Below are 22,771 nucleotides of genomic sequence, written 5' to 3'. Positions count from 1 at the left end.
TAATCACTCCTAGGCATGAGATAGATAATACTTATTAATGACCTGTCCAAGGTATTGAATTAAGCCACAAAGTATTAAATAAATAACAAAGATAACAATATAAGCGCTGGTAAAATTATAGGAATAGGCTGCTGCAGTCTTGGCAATAGCTGTGATATCTTGCACCGTCATCACAAAAACTAAAGAAGTTCCCTTAACCAGTTCAATAATTAAATTAATAAATGAAGGTAAAGCAACCTTAAGCAATTGGGGAAAAATAATTCTTTCAAAACTTTTCCAGGGGCTTAAACCGGCACTTAGGGCTGCTTCCCACTGACCATAATCAACGGCCATTAAGGCAGACCGGAAGATCTCGGTTAAGGAAGCGAGCGCAATTAAGGAGAAGATAATATAGGCATAGATAATCGGATTAAAATTAAAGACATCCACCTTAACATGAATTAAATTGGTGAACTGATTTAAAAGGCTAGGCAGTAAACTGTAAAAGAAAAGAATAAGAACAATTAAGGGAGTAGCACGTATGATCGCTAAGTAAACTTGAATAAACTTACTGATAACAGGCAGCTCCTTCTGTAATGCTAAGGCAAACAATAAAGCAGGAGCGATAGAAAATATTACCGCTACAAGCATAATACTAAGGGTCACAGGAATTCCTTTTAAGGAAGCAAAAAAAGTATCAATAATAAAATCCCAATTCATCGCCCTAGACCTCCCCTTTAGAAATTTCTTTTTCTAATAGATGAATAGAAACCATAATTAATCCAGCAATAATCCAATAAATAATGGCTACTGCCAAATCTGTTTCTAAGGAAAAATTACCCATATTTCGATTAATAAATAATTGCCCTGCCCCCATGACATCAATTAATCCAATGGTATAAGCTAGGGCAGTGTTTTTTAATAAAGAAACCGTCGAGTTACCAATATTTGGTAGGGCAATCCTTAAGGCTTGAGGCAGTATGATTCTAAAGAAAGTCCTAGCTTCTGACAGGCCCAAGGCTAGGCCAGCTTCTCTTTGTCCCTTATTGACCGCATCATAACTTGCTTTGAACACAACAGAAATATTGGCTCCATATAACAAAGTTAAGGCAATAATGACAAAGACTGCTTGAGAGAAATCATGAATGTTAATCTTAAGCCACCACTTCAATAGCTGGGGTAAACCATAAAACACTAAAAATATCATCACTATCGGTGGCGTACAGCGCATAATAAATATATAAGTCTTCGTTATTTGCTGATACCATCTTTGCTTTGCCTCTAAGCCATAAGCTAGAATAACTCCTAGTAAATTGCCAAGGGTAAAGGAAATAATTAATATAAATAATGATACTGGTATAAATGGTATCAATTCCTTAAATAAAGGGAATATGGATTTCACATCAAAATTAACCATATTATCTCCTTTCTACACTAGTCAGTGAATGGCAATAGCCCTGCTAACTTAGATTGAACTGACTGCTTACTCTGAAAATTATTATTCAGAAGACTTCATTTCATCTAGACTTAATCAGGGCTAAGTAACACATCCTCGTCTTACATCAGATTGCCATTTTAATCTTTAATATAATCAAATACATTTTTATTTAAGTATTGTTGGGATAATTTTTCTAATGTACCATCTTCACGGAGTTCTTTAATTGCTTGATCATAATCTTTGACTAATTGTTCGTTTTCATCAGTCCGTTCAAATAAAGGATAGATTGGAATCCCTTTATAAGTGACATAAGTTAATTGATCAGCTTTATCATGGTAAGGACCATCTTCATCTTCTACAGACTTCTTATAGGATAGATCAATAGAGAAGTAAGCATCATAACGTCCTTCAAGCACCCAACCATAGGCATCAGATAAGTCAAACTGATCAGCAGGCACCAAATCAATAGGATGATCAGGATTCTTTTTATTATAATCTTGAATCACATCATATTGACCGTTTTGTGGCGAAATAGGAACTAATCTCCCCTTAGCCTTAGCGAAATCATCGATGTTTTTATATTTATCCTTATCTTCGGAACGAATGGTCAAGCCAATCACACTCGCCCCATGATAGTTTTTAGGGATAATAAATTTCTTAGCCCGCTCATCGGTATACCAGCATCCCTTAATCCCTGCGTCATACTTACCTGACTCTAATCCAATGAGTAAGTCTTCATTAGAGGTGGGGACAAAGTCAAAGTGGTACTGAGGCAACTTCTTTTCAACTTCTCTAAAAACGGCAACCTCATATCCATCAGCCTCACCCTTATCATTCACGAAATTATAGGGATAATAATTCTGCCAAAAAGCTACCTTCACATTACGTGCATTTTCTTTACTTGGTTCATTACTCCGGTTTCTGATTAAGAAGCTAGCTAATACAACGACTACTGCCACTAAAATACCGATGAATAATTTTTTATTTTTCATTTTCAGCTGCCTCCTCTATACTTGCTTGGCGAACCCATTCAAAATGTTCTTTTGGTGTATCTGCTGGAATGGTACAATCTGCTCCGATCACGTAAGGCGTATCTCCAGCTTCTTTAATGAGCTCCTTGGTATAAGCTTTTATTTCTGACTCTGTTCCCTTGTAAATGAGGTCGTCTGCAGTATTTTGGAAACCACCCACAACCACCTTGTCTTTAAAAATCTTCTTGCCGTCTTCTATTGATAATTTTTCCGGCCCAGTTGCCCAATTAACCGCACTGGCTGGGTAGTCAGCAAATTTTTCTAATCGGTTATGGGCGCCTAAGTAACCACAAACATGGAGGATATGGTGAGGTTTAAGTTCTTTAGCACGATTTAATAAAGCAGTATCCAATGGCTTAACCAGTTCAATGAAGTCTTGGTCAGTGAAATCACTGGTTTGTAAATCTTGGGTAGAGTAATAGATTCCGTCAACGGTAGTCTCTGATAAGATTCCTTCAATGACCTTTTGAATATCTCCCGCAATGACTTTTAAAATTTTTGCGAAAAGTTCAGGATCTTCCTGATAGAACCGGCTGACACGTTCATCTTGGTCATCATATAAAATTTTGAAGGTTGTTAATGGGCCAAAAATATTATAAAAACTATACAATTGGTTATTATGTAGGGCTTCGACCTCCTTGGCAAACTGAATTTGTTCTTGAATCCAAGGATCATCATTTGCTAGCGGTTCAATTTCTCCAACTTCCGATAAATGATCAGCTTTTTGTAACTTTTCATTAGGATATTGAAAATAACCATCAGTCATTATTTTTATATAGTCAGGCTCAATGTCCTTAAGAAATTGTTGGTGGCCAGCCAAATTAGCTGGTTTGATTTGATCATCTTTCAACGCATTAGCATGGTAAACATCTTCTACGAAGTGGTGCCAGAAACCAACCGGTGTTCGCTCAGCTTGATGGCCATCAAAGACTGTTTTTACTAATTCCTTCTTACTCATTTTGTTTTCCTCCTTACTAGTAAAACTCCAATTCTTCAAATAGATAAAACTGAAGTTTAACTAATTTTTTGTAAGTTATATTTTTTATTGACTTAATATTAGTTAGGGGCGACCTAAAAATCAATAGTTTTAAGTTAAAAATGATAATCTATCTTTCGATCAAATCTGATACACTCCCGCTCGATCAAATATGTTCGCCGGCTCCTTGAGTTGATTACAATAAAAAAGGCCTCCAAGTTAGGCATAATCCTAGACTGGGAAGCAGATAAATGGGGCTATCAATGTTTCTTTTTTTATTATATATTTAGTGTGAAAACAATTATTGTCTAATTTTTCTACCGTCTTTTAGATGGTAAATGGTTTATCTATTGAGGGGAGTTTTTATGAAATATATTTGGTCTTATATCAAACCCTTTAAGAAAGAGTTAGTATTTATCTTCCTGGGTATGTTGATGTTTTCAGTGGTTAACCTGGGTTTACCGACCATGTTAGCAATGATTATTGATAACGCATTAATACCAGGTGATTTATCCAACCTATACTTTTTCCTAGCAATTATGCTCTTTATTTCTTGTTTAGGGATTGCTGGACAGATTTTTGGCTCTTATTTTATTAGTAAGTTGTCAACGATGATGACAATGAATTTGCGTAATGATTTATTTAAAAAGATGCTTAAGCTTTCTCATCACGAGTTTCAAGATTACGGGGTGCCCTCTTTAACCAACCGGATGACTTCCGATGCCTTTATCCTCATGCAATTTACTCAAATGACTCTTAGGACCTTGGCAACTGCACCAGTGATGATCATTATCAGTATTTATATGATTACACGGACTTCACCCGAATTAGGTTTGTATGTTTTTCCTGTGGCACCTATGATAGTGGCCATGATTATTATTATTGCCTGGCTAACCTTACCGATTTCCCGTGCCCAACAAAAAACTTTAGATAGTATTAACCGAATTCTAAGAGAAAATATTACTGGTACTCGAGTCGTACGTGCCTTTAACCGGGAACAATTTTTCGAAGAACGTTTTGAAGAAGTCAACCATACTTACCGGCAATATTCTAGCCGTCTGTTTAAAACCATGGCCATTACGCCCTCTCTCTTTTCTTTAATCATGAATATTACCATCATATTAATCGTCTGGTTTGGTGCCGGTTTTGCCGCTAGGGGGAGTGTTCAGGTAGGGACCTTAGTCGCCTTTATTGAGTACGTATGGCTAGCCCTCTTCTCCTTAACCATTTTTGCTAATATTTTTATGATGTATCCACGAGCAGTTGTTTCGGCTGGGCGCCTCAATGAAGTCATGCATACACCAATAACCGTCCCTCACCCTAAAAATCCGATTATGGAGACTGATGGTAGTGGACGCTTAGAATTTAACCATGTCGATTTTGCCTATCCTGATGCAGACGAACCAGTTCTAAGAGATATTAGTTTCTCTTCAAAAGCAGGTGAAACCATCGCGTTTATCGGTTCTACGGGTTCAGGAAAATCAACCATTGTGAAGTTAATCCCCCGTTTCTACGATGTCTCCAGTGGTGAAATTAAGCTCGATGGTATCGACATCCGCGACTTAGACTTGCAAGTTTTACGTTCTAAAATTGGTTATACACCTCAAAAGGCCAATCTCTTCTCTGGTCAAATTGCCACCAACCTCCGCTATGGGAAGTTTGATGCTGACGAGAAGGACATGGACCATGCGACTTCGATCGCACAAGCTAGTGAATTTATCAATCGGCTGGCAACTCGTTATCATACCGAACTGACCGAAGGCGGCACTAATTTATCAGGTGGCCAGCGCCAACGCCTATCCATTGCCCGTTCAATTATTGGGGACCGGGAAATATATATATTTGATGATAGTTTTTCCGCTTTGGATTATAAAACCGACGCTGCTGTACGCCAAGCGCTTAAGGAAGAAACTAAGGACGCTACTACGATTATTATTGCTCAACGAGTCGGCACCATCATTAATGCTGATCAAATAATCGTTTTAGACCATGGTCAAATAGCCGCGAAAGGCACCCACAAAGACCTATTAAAGTCTTCTCCGCTGTATTACGAAATTGCTTCATCACAACTTACTAAGGAGGAATTAGAATATGGAGAATAATCGTCAATTAATGAAGAGTCTCTGGCACTTTATTTCTCCCTACCGCTTTAAGTTCAGTTTAAGTGTTATTTTTACAATCGTTCTATGTCTATCAAATGTCCTTGAACCGATTGTTCTAGGTTTAGCTATTACTGAAATCTCTAAAAATATATTAGCTATCATGAACAATGTGCCAGGAGCTGGGATTAACTATGACTACTTATTAAAGATCATGGCCCTTTACTTTCTACGGGGAATCTTCTACCATGGTTCTTTTTACCTCAGTCAATACTGGTTAACTGATGTCGTGCAGCATTCGATTTATGATTTGCGTAATGCCATTAGTCATAAAGCAAATCGTCTACCAGTTTCCTATTTCGATAAAAATCAAACGGGCGATATTCTTAGCCGAATGACTAACGATGTGGATACCTTATCCAACGCCCTCCAGCAATCAGTTCTTCCCCTATTAACCGGCGTTTTACAAATTAGCTTTGCCTTAATCAGTATGTTTATTTTGCATTGGAAGCTGGCCTTGGTTAGTGTCGTCTCTATGCCTATTACATACTTGAGTGCAAAATCTATTTTGAATTACTCTCAGCCAATCTTTAAAAAACAAGCAGATGCATTGGGACACCTCTTTGGCTATACTCAAGAACAATTATCCGGCTACACCGAAATAAAGGTCTATAACAAAGAAACCGAGTCGGTTGATGAATTTGAAAAGCGTAATCAAAATCTGCAAGAAGTTGGCTTTAAAGCCGCATTCCTAGCTGAAATCCTCCAACCCATCTTAAGCTTTATTTCTAATTTAGCTTATATTGTAATCACTGGCCTCGGTGCTTACTTTGTCTTTATCCAACAATTAACCATTGGTAACTTACAAGCCTTTGTCCAATATGTATGGCAAATTAACCAACCCATCCAAACCATCACCCAACTCATCGGAGTGATTCAAAGTGCCGTAGCGGCCAGTCAGCGGATCTTCACCTTCCTTGATGAAGAAGAGGTTTACCAAAAGCCAGTCACTGAACATCTTCCTCTAACAATTAAAGGACAAGTTAGCTTTGACCATGTGAAATTTGCCTATGATGAGGATAATATCTTAATGCACGATGTATCCTTTACCGTAGAACCCGGTCAAACAGTTGCCATTGTTGGCCCAACTGGAGCAGGTAAGACCACCCTGATTAACCTGCTCATGCGCTTCTACGATGTCCTGGACGGGTCAATTAATATTGATGGCATTAATATCAAAGACATCAGCCGACATGATTTGAGAAGCCATATTGGGATGGTCTTACAAGATGCTTGGCTTTATACAGATACTATCCGTGAAAATATTCGCCTTGGTGATCTAGAAGCTAGTGATTATGAAGTGATTGATGCTGCTAAGATAGCCAATGTCGATCACTTTATTCGGACCTTACCTGGGGGCTATGATATGGAAATTAACGAAGAAGGAAGTAATGTTTCCCTAGGTCAAAAGCAACTCATGACCATCGCCCGGGCGATCGTATCTGATCCTGATATTCTTATTCTCGATGAGGCAACTTCCTCGGTTGATACTCGCTTGGAACAATTAATTCAATCTGCAATGGACCGCATCATGGAAAACCGGACCAGCTTCGTCATTGCCCACCGTCTATCAACCATCCGTAATGCTGATATCATACTAGTTATGAAAAATGGTGATATTATCGAACACGGTAACCATGATAGTCTCATGGCCAAAGACGGTTTCTATGCTGATCTTTACAATAGTCAGTTTAACCAAGAAAGTGCCGCAGAAATTCACATGGGCTATTAGTGAAATCATTTTTTAATAACGATGACTATAAGTTTTTCTGCTGCAAGCTTCACTAAAAAACATTAAAATATTGATCGAGTAGGACTCTGTCCGTTAATCGGACAGAGGACCTCTCACACCACCGTACGTACGGTTCCGTATACGGCGGTTCAATATCTTAAATAGGCAGACTCCGCCAGGAGGGTTAATGATTTTAATCCCCACTGGCGGAGTCTTTTTGTTGTCAGAGCGTTGTGCACCTCCGGTGTTTTAGATAGACGCCAATATTTCTTACGTGAGAAAGCAATACGTTTCGCACTATTACTATCTAATCCTAACCGCATGAGGCGTACAATCTTCGTTTGACAGCTTTTCCATCGCTTCAAAATGAGTTGCCTTAGGCGATGGTTTAACCATTGTTCTATTTCTTCAATATAAGTTTTAATATAACCTATTCCAAAATAGTTGATCCAACCTTGTGTCACTTGGTTGATCTCTTTTACAATGGTTTTAAAGGTGCCTGGTCGCTTTCGACTTGTCAGACGTTTTAACTTTGCTCTGAATTTCTTCTTTGCTTCATACGTCGGACGAAAACGACAACCCTTTCGGGTAGGCATGATAAGGCAACCCAAGAATTTTAAACGGGTTGGCGAACCCACTTGACTCTTCTCATGGTTAACTGTTAATCGAAGATCTTTCTCGATGTAAGTAGTAATACTCTTTAATACCCGTTCGCCTGCACGTTTTGATTTAACGAAAATCGCAAAATCATCTGCATAGCGCACAAAACGATGCCCACGACGTTCTAATTCTCTATCCAGTTCATTCAAATAAACATTACATAGAAGCGGTGAGATGACACCCCCTTGGGGGGTGCCCGTATGACTATCAATGAATTGACCAGACATATCAATAACACCTGCACTCATAAAACGTCTGAGAATACGTGATATTGCCGGATCTTTAACCATTCCTTCTAAGTAGTTAATCATCTTATCTTGATTAAAATTATCAAAACAGTTCTTGAGATCACAATCAACGACAATTTTATAGCCGGCTTCGTAATATTCGACACACTGTTTCAGTGCACTATGTGCACTCTTACCTTTACGAAAGCCATGGCTATTTGATGATAGTTGAGGATCAATGATTGGTTCAATAATTTGTCGAATGGCTTGTTGAACAATCCGATCCCTGACAACAGGAATGCCTAATTGACGAACTCCCCCATTGGCTTTGGGAATTTCTACCCGTTTCACCGGTTGAGGTTTATATGTCGCGTTTATTAGTTTCTGTTGTAAGGGTTTGAGGTACTTCCTTACTTCGGCTTCCGCAGATTTCGCGGAAACCCCATCAATACCAGCTGCTCCTTTGTTCTTTCGAACCGCTTGAGCCGCTCGCATGAGGTTTTCTTCTCTGACGACGAGACTCATTAGAGACCCATCATGTCTTTTCATATATTCAATAGCTGAATTACTAAGCGCACCTACATACTTTTCAGGTTCCACCTTATGCCTTTGTAGGCTGCGTTGCTTTCGCAACTTTTCTGCTTTTCCCATAATTGAGCTACCTCCCATCTAATCAAACATTGATATTGTTCAGTCCTTCGTTTCCTTAGGAAACTACTATGACTTCGGCTGACTTCTCACAGTAAACCTTTTTCGACCGGCTTCTTATAAGGGGACTCCTGCGCCGTCTGTGAGATCTCCCTGGGTAAGAACGACAACTTTCTACTCATGTCACTGCTTCATCTACTGTCTCAGATTCGTGCAGTATTGGACTTCACTTTGTTTGGCAAGCTCATCCATCTTTTGACAGCCTTTCTTTATGAAGTTTCTGTACGTCAGTGCAAGTATTTGCCTCCAACTTCCTTCAGATTCCACCTCACGGTGGACACCCTTGTCTTTAGCTAACAGTTCCTACTGCAAAGGTCTGTAGTGGACTTTCACCACCTAGTTGTCGCCCATGCCAGGCGCACCACCATAAGAAAAAGGCTGGAATTTTGTTCCAGCCTTTTTCTCTTATTTAGGATCGATTTCTGCGCTCCAAGTTTCGATATCTAATTCTTTCAGATCCAGTCGATGGTTAATGGTGGCTGCTGTTAGTTGGTATATTACCGATACCGTAGGGACACTGAGTAACATTCCTGGTAAACCAAAGAAAGCACCGCCCACAGTCACAGCGACCAGGGTCCATAAGCCAGGTAAGCCAACGCTCCCCCCAACAACACGAGGATAAATAATATTTCCTTCCAGTTGTTGCACAACTGTAATAAAGATGATAAATAAAATCGCTTTGGTTGGACTAGTCACAACGATTAGCAAGGCCCCAGCAACTGCTCCGAAGATCGCTCCAAAAATCGGAATCAAACCCGAAGCTCCCATTATCACTGAAATAGTTAAAGCATAAGGAAAATTACAAATTAACATGCCAATATAAACCATAATTCCGAGTATAAAAGCTTCAAGTACCTGGCCACTAACAAAATTAGTGAAAACATCATTGGCTAACTTGCCCACATTGACTAAGTAATTTGCCCAAGGTAAATTACAAATAGCATAAATAACTTTCTTTACTTGCCTAGTTAAAGTTTCCTTGGCCGAAACCACAGTAATTCCAAAAACCAAAGAAATAAATAAGTTAAACAGGCTATTCACCAGGCCAATACCGATAGTAAAGGTTTGTGAAAGTAAATTGGTAGCTAAGGATTGCACGAAGGCGATAGCTCTTTGGGCTAAATTATTTAAATTGATATCCAATTGTTGGATATAAGTCACTAATTCAGGATGACGGTCAATAAAACGCATGACCTTAGAGATGACTTGACTGATAGTTGTAGGCACGATAGAAATGAATGAAGTAATCGTATCCTCAAAATCAGGTAGGACTAAGAAAATTAAAAAGTATATCAATAAGACGATAAGAATTAAGGAAAGGACAATGGCTAAGCCGCGTAAAGTTTTTCGGTGTGTCTTAAAATAATTGATTTTTTTTAAGTATTTTTCAATATAATTTACCGGAATCGATAGAATAAAGGCAATTGCTGCCCCAACTAAAAATGGACTAATTACATTTTGAATCTGGCCCATAAAATTACTGATAATATTTAGATTATTCATTATCCAAAGGACCGCCAAGAGAATGGCTATTCCACTAAAAACTTTTATCCAATTCTTTTCAAAATTCATTTTTCATTTCTCCTAATAGCGTCGCATTCTAATTGAATCAATATAGTGATTTTCAATTTTATGAATAACTATGTCTGCCCGATCTCGAGTGGGTAAAATATAGTCTTCCAAGTTAACTAAATTAATGTTTTCCCAAGTCCGTTTAGCTGAACGTAAAGCGTCGTCTAATGACATCTTACTATAACGTTGGTTGTAGTGAGCGGGATCTCTCTGGGCATTTTCACGAAGTAAAATAAAACGCTCCATATACCATTTTTCAATTAATTCAGTATCAGCATCCACATAAATGGACAGATCAGCATATTCACCAATGAAAAACTGATCTGATCCGACAAATTGTAAGACATTGATTCCTTCAACAATTAAAATATGGGGGGACTTAATTTCCCGGTAGGCATTAATCCGGTCATAACTCTCATGAGAGTACAAAGGCACTTTGAGCCGCTGCTTGTTACTCTTGACAGCCATGAAAAACTTCTTTAATTCATGCATATCATAGCTTTCCGGGAAGCCCTTACGGTGCATTAAATCCCAATGCTCTAATTGCTCATTAGGATATAAAAAACCATCGGTAGTAATTAATTCAACATCTAAATAGGGAAAAAATTGCGATAAAAAGAGTTGCAATAGACGCGCTGTAGTACTTTTACCAACGGCAACACTTCCCGATATGCCAATAATAAAAGGTGGTATTTTATCATTGATTCCTAAAAATTGATTGCGTTCACTAATCAACCTTTGATAGTTTTTAAAGTATATACTAATTAATTGTGTGAGAGGCTGATAAATATCATTAGCATCTTCTAAAGTCAGATGATCATTAAAAGCAAGCAAGGCCTCTAATTGCTTTTCGGTTAATTTCACATTAATATCAGATGTAATTTCGTCACGATAAGCATGCCAATCGTCACGATCAATAATATGATACATATTATTGAAAGCCATTTCCTAAACCCCTTACTAGTCTTTTCTATTCCAACATATTTCAACACTTGCATGAATATTGTCATCAAAGGATACTATTTTATGCTTGGTCAATAGCTGCTTATCGCCTGCTTGATTGATTTCTGATTTTAACCAGCCGCGATCCCCCTCATAGAGCTCGTGCTTATAGATGATGGTCAAATCCTTCACCTGCCAGCTCTCTATAAATTCTTGACCTACTTGCCTAAATATCCAATCCAGATAGACTAAATTGTTAACATGCTTGTTCTGGTCAATCGCCTGGTGATCAACCAAGAATTCACTTAGCAAATCGGCATCCCCTGTTGGTGAAAATTTAATTTTATTCAAACGGATGCGCTTGCTAACATCAATCCCTAACTTGGCATCTAAGGAGTCCGTATCAACCCGTTCAATTTGACGACTGACAAAATCAATCAAAGTATATACCATGGTACACTTGGCTAAAAGGTCTTTTTCTTGATCAACTAAGCTAAAGCTTCTTTTTACAAAGAAAGCGTTAGCCCCTGCCAACTCTGTGGTCACAGTGACTGATTGGTTACATTCTGCTAGACGGTTAATGCTTAACTGATTTTCAACAATTACCCAGATATAACGCGAGTCCAGCGACCAAAGTCCGGCCTGCTTTAGGTCTTGATCGTGGTCAGCAGAGAGGGCTAAAAAGAGAGCAATGAGGCTCTTAATCTGAATACGACCTTCTTGATCACATTGATCCTGACTGATAATAATATCTTTTTGATAAGACGCTAGCATTGAACCCCTTCTTCACAAAATTGTACTTGAACATTTAGAATATATCGACTTTCATTATAGCATTTAACTGTCCTATAAATAAATAAGAAAATAGGAAAAGCTCTAATAAACTCAGGCATTTTGAAGTCCAAGCCTATGACTAGTCAAGTATTCTCTTTTCATCTATAATGGAGCTAGTTTAAAGATACAGGGGAGTGAAAATATGCAAATTCGAATTAGTGATCAGGCATTAAATTTTTTCAAAGAAGATATGGATTTAGGTTCCGGGGATGCTGTCCGCTTCACCAGTAAAGTCTATGGGAAAACCAACATTCATGAAGGTGTATCGGTTATGGTTCAAGTCAGTCAACCGCAAAAAATCCTGGTAAGTGAAACAATCGATGGCATCACCTTCTTTGCTGAAGAAGATGATGCTTGGTTCTACAATGATCACTCTCTAGAAGTTGACTACGATGAAGAAGAAGAAAAATTATTATTTACTTTTGTTGATGACTAATTAAAAGGGGCAATCAATTATGGATAATCTAAAGAAATTATTTTTAGCTGCTGTCGGTGGAACCAGCCTAACCTTGGAGAAGGCTCAAGAAATGATCAAACAGGCCATTGATAAGGGGCAGATAACCGTCCAAGAAGGTAAAGAACTGACTGAAGACTTAAAACGTAGCTTTACCGACCGAGCTCATAAACAATCCCTCTCAGAACAAATCGAATCCTTGCAAGTACAAGTGGATAATTTATCTGACCAAGTGAACCAGTTATCAGAAAAATTAAATGAGATCTAAAATAACGTTTTCTGAACGCTTATCTACTAGGTAAGCGTTTTTTCATAAGGCTGGCTCGCCACAGAAAATAACTGATTAATCAGAATTCAAGGATAAATATTTGGCTTAGGCGTCACTCAAGAGTAAATAACTCATTGAGGATTTTTTTCTTTTACTAGAACAAGACTGGGCCGAGTAATTATTGATACCCATCTTTTTTAGGAAGTGATCGCATGGCAAGTAGAACACATCGCTTAAGTGAAATCATTCAAGTTTTAGCTAACTTTGGTTTTGGGGAAGTTTACCAGCGTAGTTTTAAAAAACTGGATGTCCAGGAAAGTGCTAAAAATTTAAGACAGGCTTTTGAAGCCTTGGGGCCTTCCTTTATTAAAATCGGCCAAATACTCTCCACTCGAAATGACCTCCTCTCTGAGCCCTACATCTTGGAATTGCAAAAGCTCCAGCACTCTGCCCCTCCCTTTCCTTATCAAGAGGCCGAGCAAATTATTAGAGAAGAATTGGGAGAAGATCCTGAACAATGCTTCGCTGCTTTTGATAAAAAAGCCCTGGCTACTGGATCTATTGCCCAAATCCACCGTGCCCAATTACAATGTGGACAAGAAGTCGTGGTTAAAATCCAACGCCCCCAGATTAAAGAGCAATTAATCTCTGATATTGATCTATTTATTCATGTCATCAATAAAATTCCTACCATTTTCACCAATATTATCTCTGACCCCGTAGCTATTCTCCAGGAAATTCGTCAGCAAAGTCTCTTAGAAATGGATTTCTTAAATGAAGCGAATAACATGCGCCGTTTTCAAAGCAATCATGAAAAGCGTTCCCTAATCTGCGTGCCTACTTATTATGAGGAGTTAACCACTCATAAAGTATTAGTAATGGATTATATTGAGGGTGATTCTATTGGCAATGTCGCAAAACTAAAACAATTGGGCTATGACTTGAATAATATCGCCGAAAAGCTGGTTTATTCTTTCCTTTACCAAGTATTTGAGGATGGTTTTTACCATGCTGACCCCCATCCTGGAAACATCCTCATTAGCCAAGAAAAAATATATTTTATTGATCTAGGCATGATGGGATCACTCTCCTCTTCTGATCAAAAATTATTAATTAATTTATTAGAGGCCCTGGCTTTTAAGGATATTGATGAATTAGTCCGCCTCCTCCAAATCATTTGTAAAGGGCCGCGGATTACTGACCAATATAGCCTGTATAAGGATGTTCAGTGGTTATTTGATCGCTACCTTACCACCGGTTTGGAGGCTATCGATATCGGCGAAATCTTCCAAGAAGTCATGAAAACAGCTTTGAAATATAAGCTAACCTTTCCCACCAAATTCGTCCAGTTAAGTAAAACCGTGATTATCCTTGAAGGCATCTGCGAATCTTTGAATCCTGAATTTGACTTTATGTCCATTTTTATGGATTTTACCTTCCACCACTCCTTATTAGAACAGAGTCGTTTACTAAACAAGGATCACTTGCTCCGCGAATCCACTCGTTTATTGCGGTCGGGTATTTCTCTCCCCCAGCAAGCTAACCAGGCCCTCTCTGAATTCATTAAAGGCCGTACGACAATAAATATTTCAATGCGAGAAATTAAAGAGTTAACTAAAGAACTTAATCAGATCATTAATCGGATTGTTACAGCCCTCATTCTGTCAGCGATAATCATCTCATCTGGCTTTATCGTTTCCCAAAACAATAGCCGCTATGCCGGCAATATTGCCCTACTATTCTTCGTCATGGGAGTAGTCCTGGGGCTCTATCTACTCTATTCCTTTGTACGTTCACGAAAAAAATAATAGTTAATATTAAGAGAGTGTGACAAAAGTCAAAAGAGCCCTGAAAAGCTACGCATACTATATCTGTAACTCGCTTGCGCTTCGAACAGCTATAGCAACTGGAACAAACTATGGAAAATAGGCGAAGCTTATTGCACATAGTTCGTAGTTGGGATCGACTTGGCAGACTTGGAGTGATTTCACAAGTCAGAAACAAGCGAATGCTTCGCTTTTATTCTGACTTGCTCCAATCATCCAAGTCTAAATGCCAAGTCTCACACCCTGTATGAAGTGGACGTCAGGGCTGACTTTTGGAACACGTTTTTAGTTAGATAGTTCGTATTTTAAAAAGAGGCCAGGGATTTTGGCTCAGCCTCCTGGTTTTCCCCTCTTAACCATTTAACATGCCTAGTCAATCGATAAAAAGCTAATCTCACGCTCTTCACATGACGATTAATCTTTCATATCTTCGACATCTTGAAAGTCTTTATCCTTCTTTCCGCGTCTTAGGCGTTTTCTAAAGTGTGTTTTCATTAATTTATTAAGACTTTCAAGTGAAATTTCTTCGCCCTTAGCCTCCGATTCAGCAATAATAGTTAATACTTCAATATAGGACATAGCTAAGGCAGTTGTTACCATAGCAGCAGTCGAGCCCGAGATAAGCCCTCCTAAGGCAGATCCTAAACCTGGAATAAACTTCACCAAGTTTGAGGCAATGGTTCGACCAATATAAGTCGCTCCACCAGTCCCTATCACTGCCCCTAAGATACTTATAACTTGCTTACTTTGCATAGAGATGCCGAAAATAGCCGTTATCCTAGCTAGCATAGTAATTTGGATTGGCACGAGCAAAGTGGCATCAGAGAAAGGAATCGGGGAAAAACCGACTCCAAAAGTCATGGCTACTGACTTTTTTGCCCAACGGCGAGCAGCCTTGGCCTTCCGTTTAATATCAATCCGTTGAGCATTGGTAAAAGCGGGATGAACATTTTCTGGAATGACTAGGAAAGTTAAATTAAGTAAGTCTTCCAAGCCAAAAGCTTCAATAGTAACTTGATCATTAATTCTGTAATCGGCTGCCATGACTGGGATGACGCCCTGAATGGGTAAATGAAGACTTTCAATATAAGCCTTCATGGTATCACCCGCTTCACCAATTGACTGGGTCAAAACGACAATAACTGGCATATGGTCAGCGAGCTGCTCAATCAAGTCAATTTCCATTTCTTCGATCCGTTGAGAATTCGCATTGATACAGTAATAAGCTGCGTGCAAATGGCTGCCCTCTTTAGTGAGATCAGCTTGTAAAGCATTAATTTCTTCTTTAATTTGCTTTTGCACTTCTTTTGAAAGCTCTAGGCCCCGACTATCATATAAATTGATGGGCATGTCTTCTTTACTAAGCTTTTGAATATGTTGGGTGATGGGTTTTCCTACGCCCGTTTTAGCTAGTTCTTCTCGAAAGATATTATTAATTAACGTACTTTTACCTACACCAGTTTTTCCAACGACGAGAATTTCAATTTTTTCCATTTCATTAATAGTATCACCGGCCTGGTTAAGTAAATCATCAGCGAGTGAAAAATCAAAGTTTTTAGGATTAAAAGCCATTCTGCTACCTCCTCAGTTCCCTACAATTATAGCAGAAGACGCCATTAAAGATAAATTAGGACGACTTTAACTACAGCTTGTAACAAAAACGCCACCCTTGCTTCATCCGACACCGATTAAGGACTTGTGTTATTATATAATTATAAAGTGAGCTTAATGGAAAGTAGGATGATCATGGAAAAGCAACCAAACCTCTTGTTTTCAAATCCCCAGATATTGAATTCGCGATCCTATCAAGTAACAAGTCAAATTTTTAGTGCGATTAGCCATGGCATCGGCTTACTGTTAGCCTTAATTGGTACGGGACTTTTAATTAACAAAGCTTTCCAATTTCAAGAACTTAACCGGCTAATAGCCTACACCATTTACGGCTTGTCGATGATTAACTTATATTTCTTCTCAACCATGTACCATGCCCTATATTTCACCAAGGTAGCCCCAGTCTTCCGCTTTTTTGATCATTGTAGTATTTATTTTCTTATTGCTGGCTCTTATAGCCCTTTCTGTTTAATTGCTTTGAACAACTCCCTGGGATGGCTAATTTTCTTCATCGAGTGGTTGATTGTGGCTTTAGGTCTTTATTGTGAAATCTACAAACGGCAATGGTTGAAAAAATACTCAACCTACATTTACTTAAGTATGGGATGGCTTGCTGTCTTTATTGTTTACCCAATCATCCAGTCTGTATCTATTGCTGGCCTTCTATGGCTTTTAGCCGGAGGACTTTTTTATTCGCTAGGAACTTCCTTCTATCGTTTCGATCATAAATATGTCTATTTCCATACAATTTGGCACCTATTTGTTCTATTAGGGACAGCCTGTCAATTTATCTCGATTTATTTTTATGTTTAAGACGCCTAATGAAGCAGGAGCTTACTGGAACAACTTTATTTAGGCAAAACTCTGTCATTATGCTAAAATAGAACAAGCGATATTGATTCAATTCCAATAAACAAGCTAATTTATACTAGAAAAGGAGAATTTTATGATATTTAAGGTGACTTATCAAGAAAAAGCTAACGAAGCACCTATTCGTGAAAAAACTCAAGCACTCTATATCGAGTCCGATAGCATTATCGATGTACGCCAACAATTACGAGAAAATACCCCTTATCTCGTTGAACACATCCAAGCATTAGATGAAGCCCATCTGGCCTATGAACAAAAAAGCCCAGATTTCCATCTTACGGAGTTTGATAAATAATGAGTTTTGAAGTAAAAGATAATGAAGTTTATGTCTTTGCCATAGGTGGTCTTGGCGAAATTGGAAAGAACATGTACGTGGTCCAATACCAAGACGAAATCATTATTATGGATAATGGGGTTAAATTTCCTGATGATGAATTACTTGGCATTGATTATGTTATTTCAGATTATAGCTATCTGATTGAGAATAAAGATAAGGTAAAAGGAATCTTTGTTTCTCATGGTCACGAAGACCATATTGGTGGGATTCCTTGGTTATTAAAACAAGTGAATTTTCCTATTTATGCCGATCAATTAGCTCTGGCTTTAATTCGCGGCAAATTAGAAGAACACGGTTTATTAGGTGATGCGATTTTACATGAAATCGATGATGAATCTGTGATTAATTTTGATAAAACTTCCGTTTCATTCTTCACAGTAAACCACTCAATTCCTGGTGCCAAGGGAATTTTAGTAAAGACTCCCGTTGGATCAGTTGCTTTCACAGGAGACTATAAATTCGACTTTACTCCAATTGGTAAGCATGCAGACTTGCACAAAATGGCTCGTATCGGTGATGAAGGGCTCTTACTCTTATTAGCTGATTCAACCAACTCCGAAGTTCCTGGTTGGACCATGTCTGAACACTATGTGTCCAATTCATTGAAAGATATTATGACACCAATCGAAGGCAGAATCATTTTTGCTTCCTTCGCTTCTAATATCTCCAGGTTAAGTGAAGCTATAGAAATAGCGGTCAACACTGGCAGAAAAATCGCTGTTTTTGGACGCTCAATGGAGAACGCCTTCCGCAATGCCCAAGAAATTGGCTATTTTAATATTCCAGAAGGCACCTTCATTGAATCAAAAGAAATTAATGACTATCCGGATAACGAAATTATGATTATGTGTACAGGGTCTCAGGGGGAACCACTAGCTGCCCTAAGTCGGATTGCTAATGGAACCCACCGGCAAGTGACCTTGCACCCAACGGATACCGTCGTATTTTCTTCTTCCCCAATACCTGGTAACTTATCCAGTGTCAATAACCTGATTAATAAGTTACTAGAATCTGGAGCTGAGGTTGTTCACGGTAAAATTAATAACGTCCACACCTCTGGACACGCTAGTCAAGAACAACAAAAGTTATTACTTCGCTTGATGAAGCCGAAATTCTTTATGCCTGTTCATGGAGAGTACCGCATGTTATGCGTCCATGGCGAAACCGCCCAAGCTGTTGGGGTTCCTGAAGAAAACGTTATTATCCATGATAATGGCCAAGTTGCTGCCCTAACCCAAGACTCCTGGCGAGAGGCTGGTAAGGTGCCTGCTGATGCTGTCTATGTTGATGGTAAGGGAATCGGTGATATCGGTAATATTGTTCTGCGCGACCGTCATAATCTTTCCGAGGATGGTATTGTCATCGTCGTGGTTACGGTTAACTTTGAAAACAACGAATTAGTCGCTGGACCTGATATTGTCTCACGTGGATTTATTTATATGCGTGAATCTGGTGACTTGATTAAAGATGCTCAAAAAGTTGTTCAAACCACGGTTATCGGTCATCTCAACTCCGGAAAGGAAGTCAATGAGAAGATACTCCGTGATAGTATTCAAAACGCTCTCTATCCTTTCCTACACAAGCGTACCAAACGTAATCCAATGATTTTACCAGTTATCATGCCGGTTTAAGCCAATGAGCAAGTAAAAAGGAGCGACTCCAGTGAATAATCTTTCACTGAAGTCGCTCCTTTTCTTTTGCTTTTATTGAAAGAAAGCGTATAAATGGTTCCAAACATCTTGGTTAAAGACATTAAATAGATGATGGTCACTACTAATACCATAGCCCAGTAATAATCCGATTAAAAATAAAAGGGTCATTCCTAAAAGGCAAATAAACACCCACTTAAAAAGGTTTTTAAATCGACTAACTAAAAGCTCCTTATTCATGATCCAACCTCTTCTAAGCGGCTTTCAATTTCTTCCTGACTATATTTATCAACATCAAGGCGAATAACCTTTGCCCCCAAAGCTTGCAATTTTTTGTCAAAATTGGCGTAGCCACGGTCGAGATATTCTAATTTACTTACTTTAGTAATGCCTTCAGCCACTAGACCAGCAATAATAAGAGCTGCTGCTGCACGTAAATCAGTTGCCACAACTGCCGCCCCCTGTAAGTGGTTAGGCCCATCAATCGTCGCGGTATCGCTGGTAATATTAAAAGAAACATTCATCCGTCTTAATTCTTCTAAATGCATAAAACGATTTTCAAAAACGGTCTCTTCTAATTTTGAGCTTCCATGGGCAATGGCTTGGGCAATGCTAAATTGAGCCTGCATATCTGTAGGAAAACCGGGATAAGGCATGGTTTTTATATTTGTGGCCTTTAATTCTTTCGGGCCGATAACCCGGATCCCTTCCATTTCTTCTTCAATTTGAACCCCCATTTCCTTTAATTTAGAGATTAAAGGAAGATTATGTTCTGCTACCGCGTCTTTAACCAGGACATTGCCTCCAGTGACTGCTGCAGCCACCATAAACGTCCCCGCTTCGATGCGGTCGTGGATAACGGCATGCTGGGTACCATGTAGGGACTCAACACCACGAATTCGGATAATATCGGTTCCTGCCCCAGAGATCCTTGCCCCCATACGGTTAAGGAAATTAGCCAAGTCAACTATTTCAGGTTCCTTAGCGACATTTTCTAAAATGGTGTCCCCTTTAGCTAAAGTTGCCGCCATCATAATATTTTCGGTTGCTCCTACACTAGGGAAGTCCAGATAAATATCGGTCCCGACTAATTCATCACAACGCGCTTCAATATAACCGTTTTCGGTCGTCACTTTAGCTCCCAGGGCCTCAAAGCCCTTAATGTGTAAGTCGATGGGCCGTGAGCCAATAGCACAACCACCTGGCATGGCCACTTTAACACAGCCTAAGCGAGCTAATAAAGGGCCCATAACGACGACACTAGCGCGCATCTTACTGACAAATTCAAAGGGTGCTTCACTTTGGATAGCGCCACTAGCATCCACTGTTATCACTCCGGCTGCTTCATCAAAGTCCACTTGCGCATCAAGGTAATCTAAAACCTTATTCATCAAATAAACATCTGAAAATAAAGGGCAATTTTCAATGACACTTTTCCCTTCTTCGGCTAATAATGTTGCAGCCAAAATAGGAAGCACCGTATTTTTGGCTCCATCGACTTGTACAGTTCCTTCTAAGCGCTGACCGCCTTTAACGACCATCGTTTCCATTTATTTAGACACCATCCAATTTCTATGCTTCTAGCCAAACTCCATTCCTTCAATTAAAGGGTACCAAACAAGCGGTCGCCAGCATCCCCTAAACCAGGAACAATATATCCATCTTCATTAAGCTTTTCGTCAAGAGCTGCTGTATAAATTTCCACTTCAGGATGAGCTGCTTGTAAAGCTTCTACCCCTTCAGGAGCAGCAACCATACATAAGAACTTAATATCGGCAGGAGAAACATTGCGTTTCATCAAGGCCTCAATGGCTAGAATAGCTGATCCACCCGTTGCTAACATGGGGTCTACAACAAGTACTTGACGTTCTTCAATGTCACTAGGCATTTTAAAGAAATACTCGTGTGGTTCTAGAGTTTCCTCATCACGATACATGCCAATATGGCCTACTTTAGCAGCTGGTGACAAAGATAGGATTCCGTCAACCATACCTAATCCAGCCCGTAAAATAGGAACAATGGCCATCTTTTTACCAGTAATCATTTTTTGAGTCGTTTTTGTAATTGGGGTTTCGACTTCAACTTCTTTTAATGGCAAATCACGTGTCGCTTCATAACCAACAAAAACCGTGATTTCATCAACCAGTTCACGAAAGTCTTTACTACCTAAGTCTTTATCGCGTAAAATCGCTAATTTATGTTGTACTAAGGGGTGGTTAACAATATGTAATCCTTCTTTGTTCATAAGAAACTCCTTCTTTTTAAATCTATTTCCCTACTTTATTCACTGAGTGGATATTTTTGGGTCAATTGCTTAACTTGTTCCTTAACCTTGGTAATGACTTGATCATCATCAAAATGTTTGACAACTTGAACAATCAATTGTGCTAGCAAGCGACAATCATCTGCTGTAAAGCCACGTGTCGTTATCGCTGGTGTCCCGATGCGGATGCCACTGCATTGGGTTGGCGGCAAAGTTTCACCTGGAATGGTGTTTTTATTAACCGTGATATGAACTTGACCAAGCTTCTCTTCAACTGCTTTACCAGTTAAGTCAAAGTCACTGACCCTAAAAGCGATTAAGTGGTTATCCGTCCCACCAGAGACCACATGAATACCAGCTTTACTAAATTCGCTAGCCATGGCCTGGGCATTGATCACTACATTTTTCATATAATCTTTAAAGTCACTATTTAAAGCCTCTTGGAAGGCGACCGCCTTAGCTGCAATGACATGGAGTAAGGGACCACCTTGGTTACCAGGAAAGATTCGGCTATTAATTTTTTTAGCGTAGTCAGGATTATTGGTTAAAATAATCGCTCCCCGAGGACCTCTAAGGGTCTTATGAGTAGTTGAAGTCACTACATCAGCATAGTTAACTGGATTTTTATGGATTCCAGCTGCTACCAAACCAGCAAAGTGAGCCATATCGACCATTAAAAGGGCTCCGACTTCATCAGCTATTTGACGAAAGGCTTTAAAATCTAACTTTCTAGAGTAAGCGGAATATCCTGCCACAATCATTTTCGGCTTTGCTTCCAAGGCAGCTTGACGAATAGCTGAATAATCTAGTTGTTCGCTTTCAGGATCGACACCGTAGGAAACAAAATGATAGCGACGTCCAGAGAAATTAACTGGAGAACCATGGGTCAAATGTCCTCCATCGGTTAGATTCATTCCTAAAACAGTATCCCCTGCTTGTAGGAGAGCATCATAAACGGCCATATTAGCTCCCGAACCGGAATAGGGCTGGACATTCACAAAGTCTGCGCTAAATAATTCCTTAGCGCGGTCAATGGCTAATTGTTCAATCTTATCAACAACTTCACATCCGCCATAGTATCTTTTTCCTGGATAACCTTCCGCATATTTATTGGTTAAAATACTACCTTGTGCGGCTAAAACATCCTTTGATACCCAGTTTTCACTAGCAATTAACTCGATACCATTTTCTTGGCGCTGTCTTTCTTGATCAATTAAGGTAAAAACTTCATCCAT

Annotated in this window: 21 protein-coding genes; 8 read left to right on the top strand and 13 right to left on the bottom strand. The window is 39.1% G+C overall.

What is annotated here, in order from left to right; genetic code table 11:
- Positions 1 to 9: 9 nt before the first annotated feature.
- The 4 genes from CJ190_RS03875 to CJ190_RS03860 all read right to left on the bottom strand — a co-directional run bounded on the left by CJ190_RS03875 (position 10) and on the right by CJ190_RS03860 (position 3,406).
- The gene (locus CJ190_RS03875; RefSeq protein WP_064293129.1) at positions 10 to 699 is read right to left on the bottom strand and encodes an amino acid ABC transporter permease; all 690 of its coding nucleotides are present in this window, start codon (positions 697 to 699) and stop codon (positions 10 to 12) included.
- A gap of 4 nt (positions 700 to 703) precedes the next feature.
- Entirely contained in the window at positions 704 to 1,396 is a 693-nt protein-coding gene (locus CJ190_RS03870) for an amino acid ABC transporter permease (protein WP_060778140.1), read from the bottom strand.
- Between the two features lie 158 nt (positions 1,397 to 1,554).
- The gene (locus CJ190_RS03865) at positions 1,555 to 2,409 is read right to left on the bottom strand and encodes a transporter substrate-binding domain-containing protein (RefSeq protein ID WP_064293130.1); all 855 of its coding nucleotides are present in this window, start codon (positions 2,407 to 2,409) and stop codon (positions 1,555 to 1,557) included.
- Positions 2,399 to 3,406 (bottom strand): uroporphyrinogen decarboxylase family protein, encoded by a 1,008-nt coding sequence (locus CJ190_RS03860; protein WP_064293131.1) that lies wholly within the window; start codon positions 3,404 to 3,406, stop codon positions 2,399 to 2,401. Before CJ190_RS03860 ends, CJ190_RS03865 begins: the two co-directional genes overlap by 11 nt.
- A gap of 383 nt (positions 3,407 to 3,789) precedes the next feature.
- Here CJ190_RS03860 and CJ190_RS03855 point away from each other — a divergent pair, with 383 nt between their 5' ends.
- Complete coding sequence (locus CJ190_RS03855) at positions 3,790 to 5,526, top strand: ABC transporter ATP-binding protein (protein ID WP_064293132.1); 1,737 nt, start codon at positions 3,790 to 3,792, stop codon at positions 5,524 to 5,526.
- Positions 5,516 to 7,315 carry an ABC transporter ATP-binding protein gene (locus CJ190_RS03850; protein WP_064293133.1) on the top strand — a complete coding sequence of 600 codons (1,800 nt, stop codon included), beginning with the start codon at positions 5,516 to 5,518 and terminating at the stop codon, positions 7,313 to 7,315. Before CJ190_RS03855 ends, CJ190_RS03850 begins: the two co-directional genes overlap by 11 nt.
- A 149-nt stretch (positions 7,316 to 7,464) precedes the next feature.
- On the opposite strand, the gene ltrA is transcribed toward CJ190_RS03850, so the two are convergent.
- The 4 genes from ltrA to CJ190_RS03830 form a co-directional block, all read right to left on the bottom strand.
- Complete coding sequence (gene ltrA, locus CJ190_RS03845) at positions 7,465 to 8,853, bottom strand: group II intron reverse transcriptase/maturase (RefSeq protein ID WP_257876541.1); 1,389 nt, start codon at positions 8,851 to 8,853, stop codon at positions 7,465 to 7,467.
- A gap of 462 nt (positions 8,854 to 9,315) precedes the next feature.
- A complete protein-coding gene (locus CJ190_RS03840) occupies positions 9,316 to 10,482 on the bottom strand; it encodes an AI-2E family transporter (protein ID WP_064292348.1) in 1,167 nt (388 codons plus the stop codon).
- A 12-nt stretch (positions 10,483 to 10,494) separates the two neighbouring features.
- On the bottom strand, positions 10,495 to 11,427 hold the full coding sequence (coaA, locus tag CJ190_RS03835; protein WP_060778134.1) for a type I pantothenate kinase: 933 nt from the start codon (positions 11,425 to 11,427) through the stop codon (positions 10,495 to 10,497).
- A 15-nt stretch (positions 11,428 to 11,442) separates the two neighbouring features.
- Entirely contained in the window at positions 11,443 to 12,198 is a 756-nt protein-coding gene (locus CJ190_RS03830) for an acyl-[acyl-carrier-protein] thioesterase (RefSeq protein WP_064292349.1), read from the bottom strand.
- 202 nt (positions 12,199 to 12,400) lie between these two features.
- On the opposite strand from CJ190_RS03830, the gene CJ190_RS03825 reads away from it, so the two are divergent.
- The 3 genes from CJ190_RS03825 (at position 12,401) to CJ190_RS03815 (ending at position 14,788) form a co-directional block, all read left to right on the top strand.
- Positions 12,401 to 12,694, top strand: a complete 294-nt coding sequence (locus CJ190_RS03825) for a HesB/YadR/YfhF family protein (RefSeq protein ID WP_064292350.1) — start codon at positions 12,401 to 12,403, stop codon at positions 12,692 to 12,694.
- A 19-nt stretch (positions 12,695 to 12,713) separates the two neighbouring features.
- The gene (locus tag CJ190_RS03820) at positions 12,714 to 12,980 is read left to right on the top strand and encodes a hypothetical protein (RefSeq protein WP_064292351.1); all 267 of its coding nucleotides are present in this window, start codon (positions 12,714 to 12,716) and stop codon (positions 12,978 to 12,980) included.
- A 212-nt stretch (positions 12,981 to 13,192) separates the two neighbouring features.
- Positions 13,193 to 14,788, top strand: a complete 1,596-nt coding sequence (locus tag CJ190_RS03815) for an ABC1 kinase family protein (RefSeq protein WP_064292352.1) — start codon at positions 13,193 to 13,195, stop codon at positions 14,786 to 14,788.
- A gap of 432 nt (positions 14,789 to 15,220) precedes the next feature.
- Here CJ190_RS03815 and CJ190_RS03810 read toward each other — a convergent pair whose 3' ends face one another.
- A complete protein-coding gene (locus CJ190_RS03810) occupies positions 15,221 to 16,378 on the bottom strand; it encodes a YcjF family protein (RefSeq protein ID WP_064293166.1) in 1,158 nt (385 codons plus the stop codon).
- 174 nt (positions 16,379 to 16,552) lie between these two features.
- On the opposite strand from CJ190_RS03810, the gene trhA reads away from it, so the two are divergent.
- From trhA to rnjA, 3 genes are all read left to right on the top strand, one after another.
- Positions 16,553 to 17,230: a PAQR family membrane homeostasis protein TrhA gene (gene trhA, locus CJ190_RS03805; RefSeq protein ID WP_082888680.1), complete on the top strand. Its 678-nt coding sequence runs from the start codon at positions 16,553 to 16,555 to the stop codon at positions 17,228 to 17,230.
- Positions 17,231 to 17,363: 133 nt separating this feature from the next.
- Positions 17,364 to 17,582: a DNA-dependent RNA polymerase subunit epsilon gene (locus CJ190_RS03800; protein ID WP_064293164.1), complete on the top strand. Its 219-nt coding sequence runs from the start codon at positions 17,364 to 17,366 to the stop codon at positions 17,580 to 17,582.
- Entirely contained in the window at positions 17,582 to 19,255 is a 1,674-nt protein-coding gene (rnjA, locus tag CJ190_RS03795) for a ribonuclease J1 (protein WP_064293163.1), read from the top strand. The genes CJ190_RS03800 and rnjA overlap by 1 nt, the downstream gene beginning before the upstream one ends.
- Before the next feature lie 72 nt (positions 19,256 to 19,327).
- On the opposite strand, the gene CJ190_RS09265 is transcribed toward rnjA, so the two are convergent.
- From CJ190_RS09265 to glyA, 4 genes are read right to left on the bottom strand one after another with little or no spacing between them, the layout of a single operon-like run.
- Entirely contained in the window at positions 19,328 to 19,513 is a 186-nt protein-coding gene (locus CJ190_RS09265) for a DNA-directed RNA polymerase subunit beta (RefSeq protein WP_064293162.1), read from the bottom strand.
- Entirely contained in the window at positions 19,510 to 20,823 is a 1,314-nt protein-coding gene (murA, locus tag CJ190_RS03790) for a UDP-N-acetylglucosamine 1-carboxyvinyltransferase (protein ID WP_064293161.1), read from the bottom strand. Before murA ends, CJ190_RS09265 begins: the two co-directional genes overlap by 4 nt.
- 53 nt (positions 20,824 to 20,876) lie before the next feature.
- Complete coding sequence (gene upp, locus CJ190_RS03785; protein ID WP_060778123.1) at positions 20,877 to 21,518, bottom strand: uracil phosphoribosyltransferase; 642 nt, start codon at positions 21,516 to 21,518, stop codon at positions 20,877 to 20,879.
- A gap of 35 nt (positions 21,519 to 21,553) precedes the next feature.
- Positions 21,554 to 22,771: a serine hydroxymethyltransferase gene (gene glyA / locus CJ190_RS03780; protein ID WP_064293160.1), complete on the bottom strand. Its 1,218-nt coding sequence runs from the start codon at positions 22,769 to 22,771 to the stop codon at positions 21,554 to 21,556.

Origin of the sequence: Aerococcus loyolae (assembly GCF_002871915.2) — a bacterium.
GTDB classification, from domain to species: Bacteria; Bacillota; Bacilli; order Lactobacillales; family Aerococcaceae; genus Aerococcus; species Aerococcus loyolae.
The sequence above is the reverse complement of the archived record's forward strand: the minus strand, read 5'-3'. Positions and strand labels throughout refer to the sequence as shown.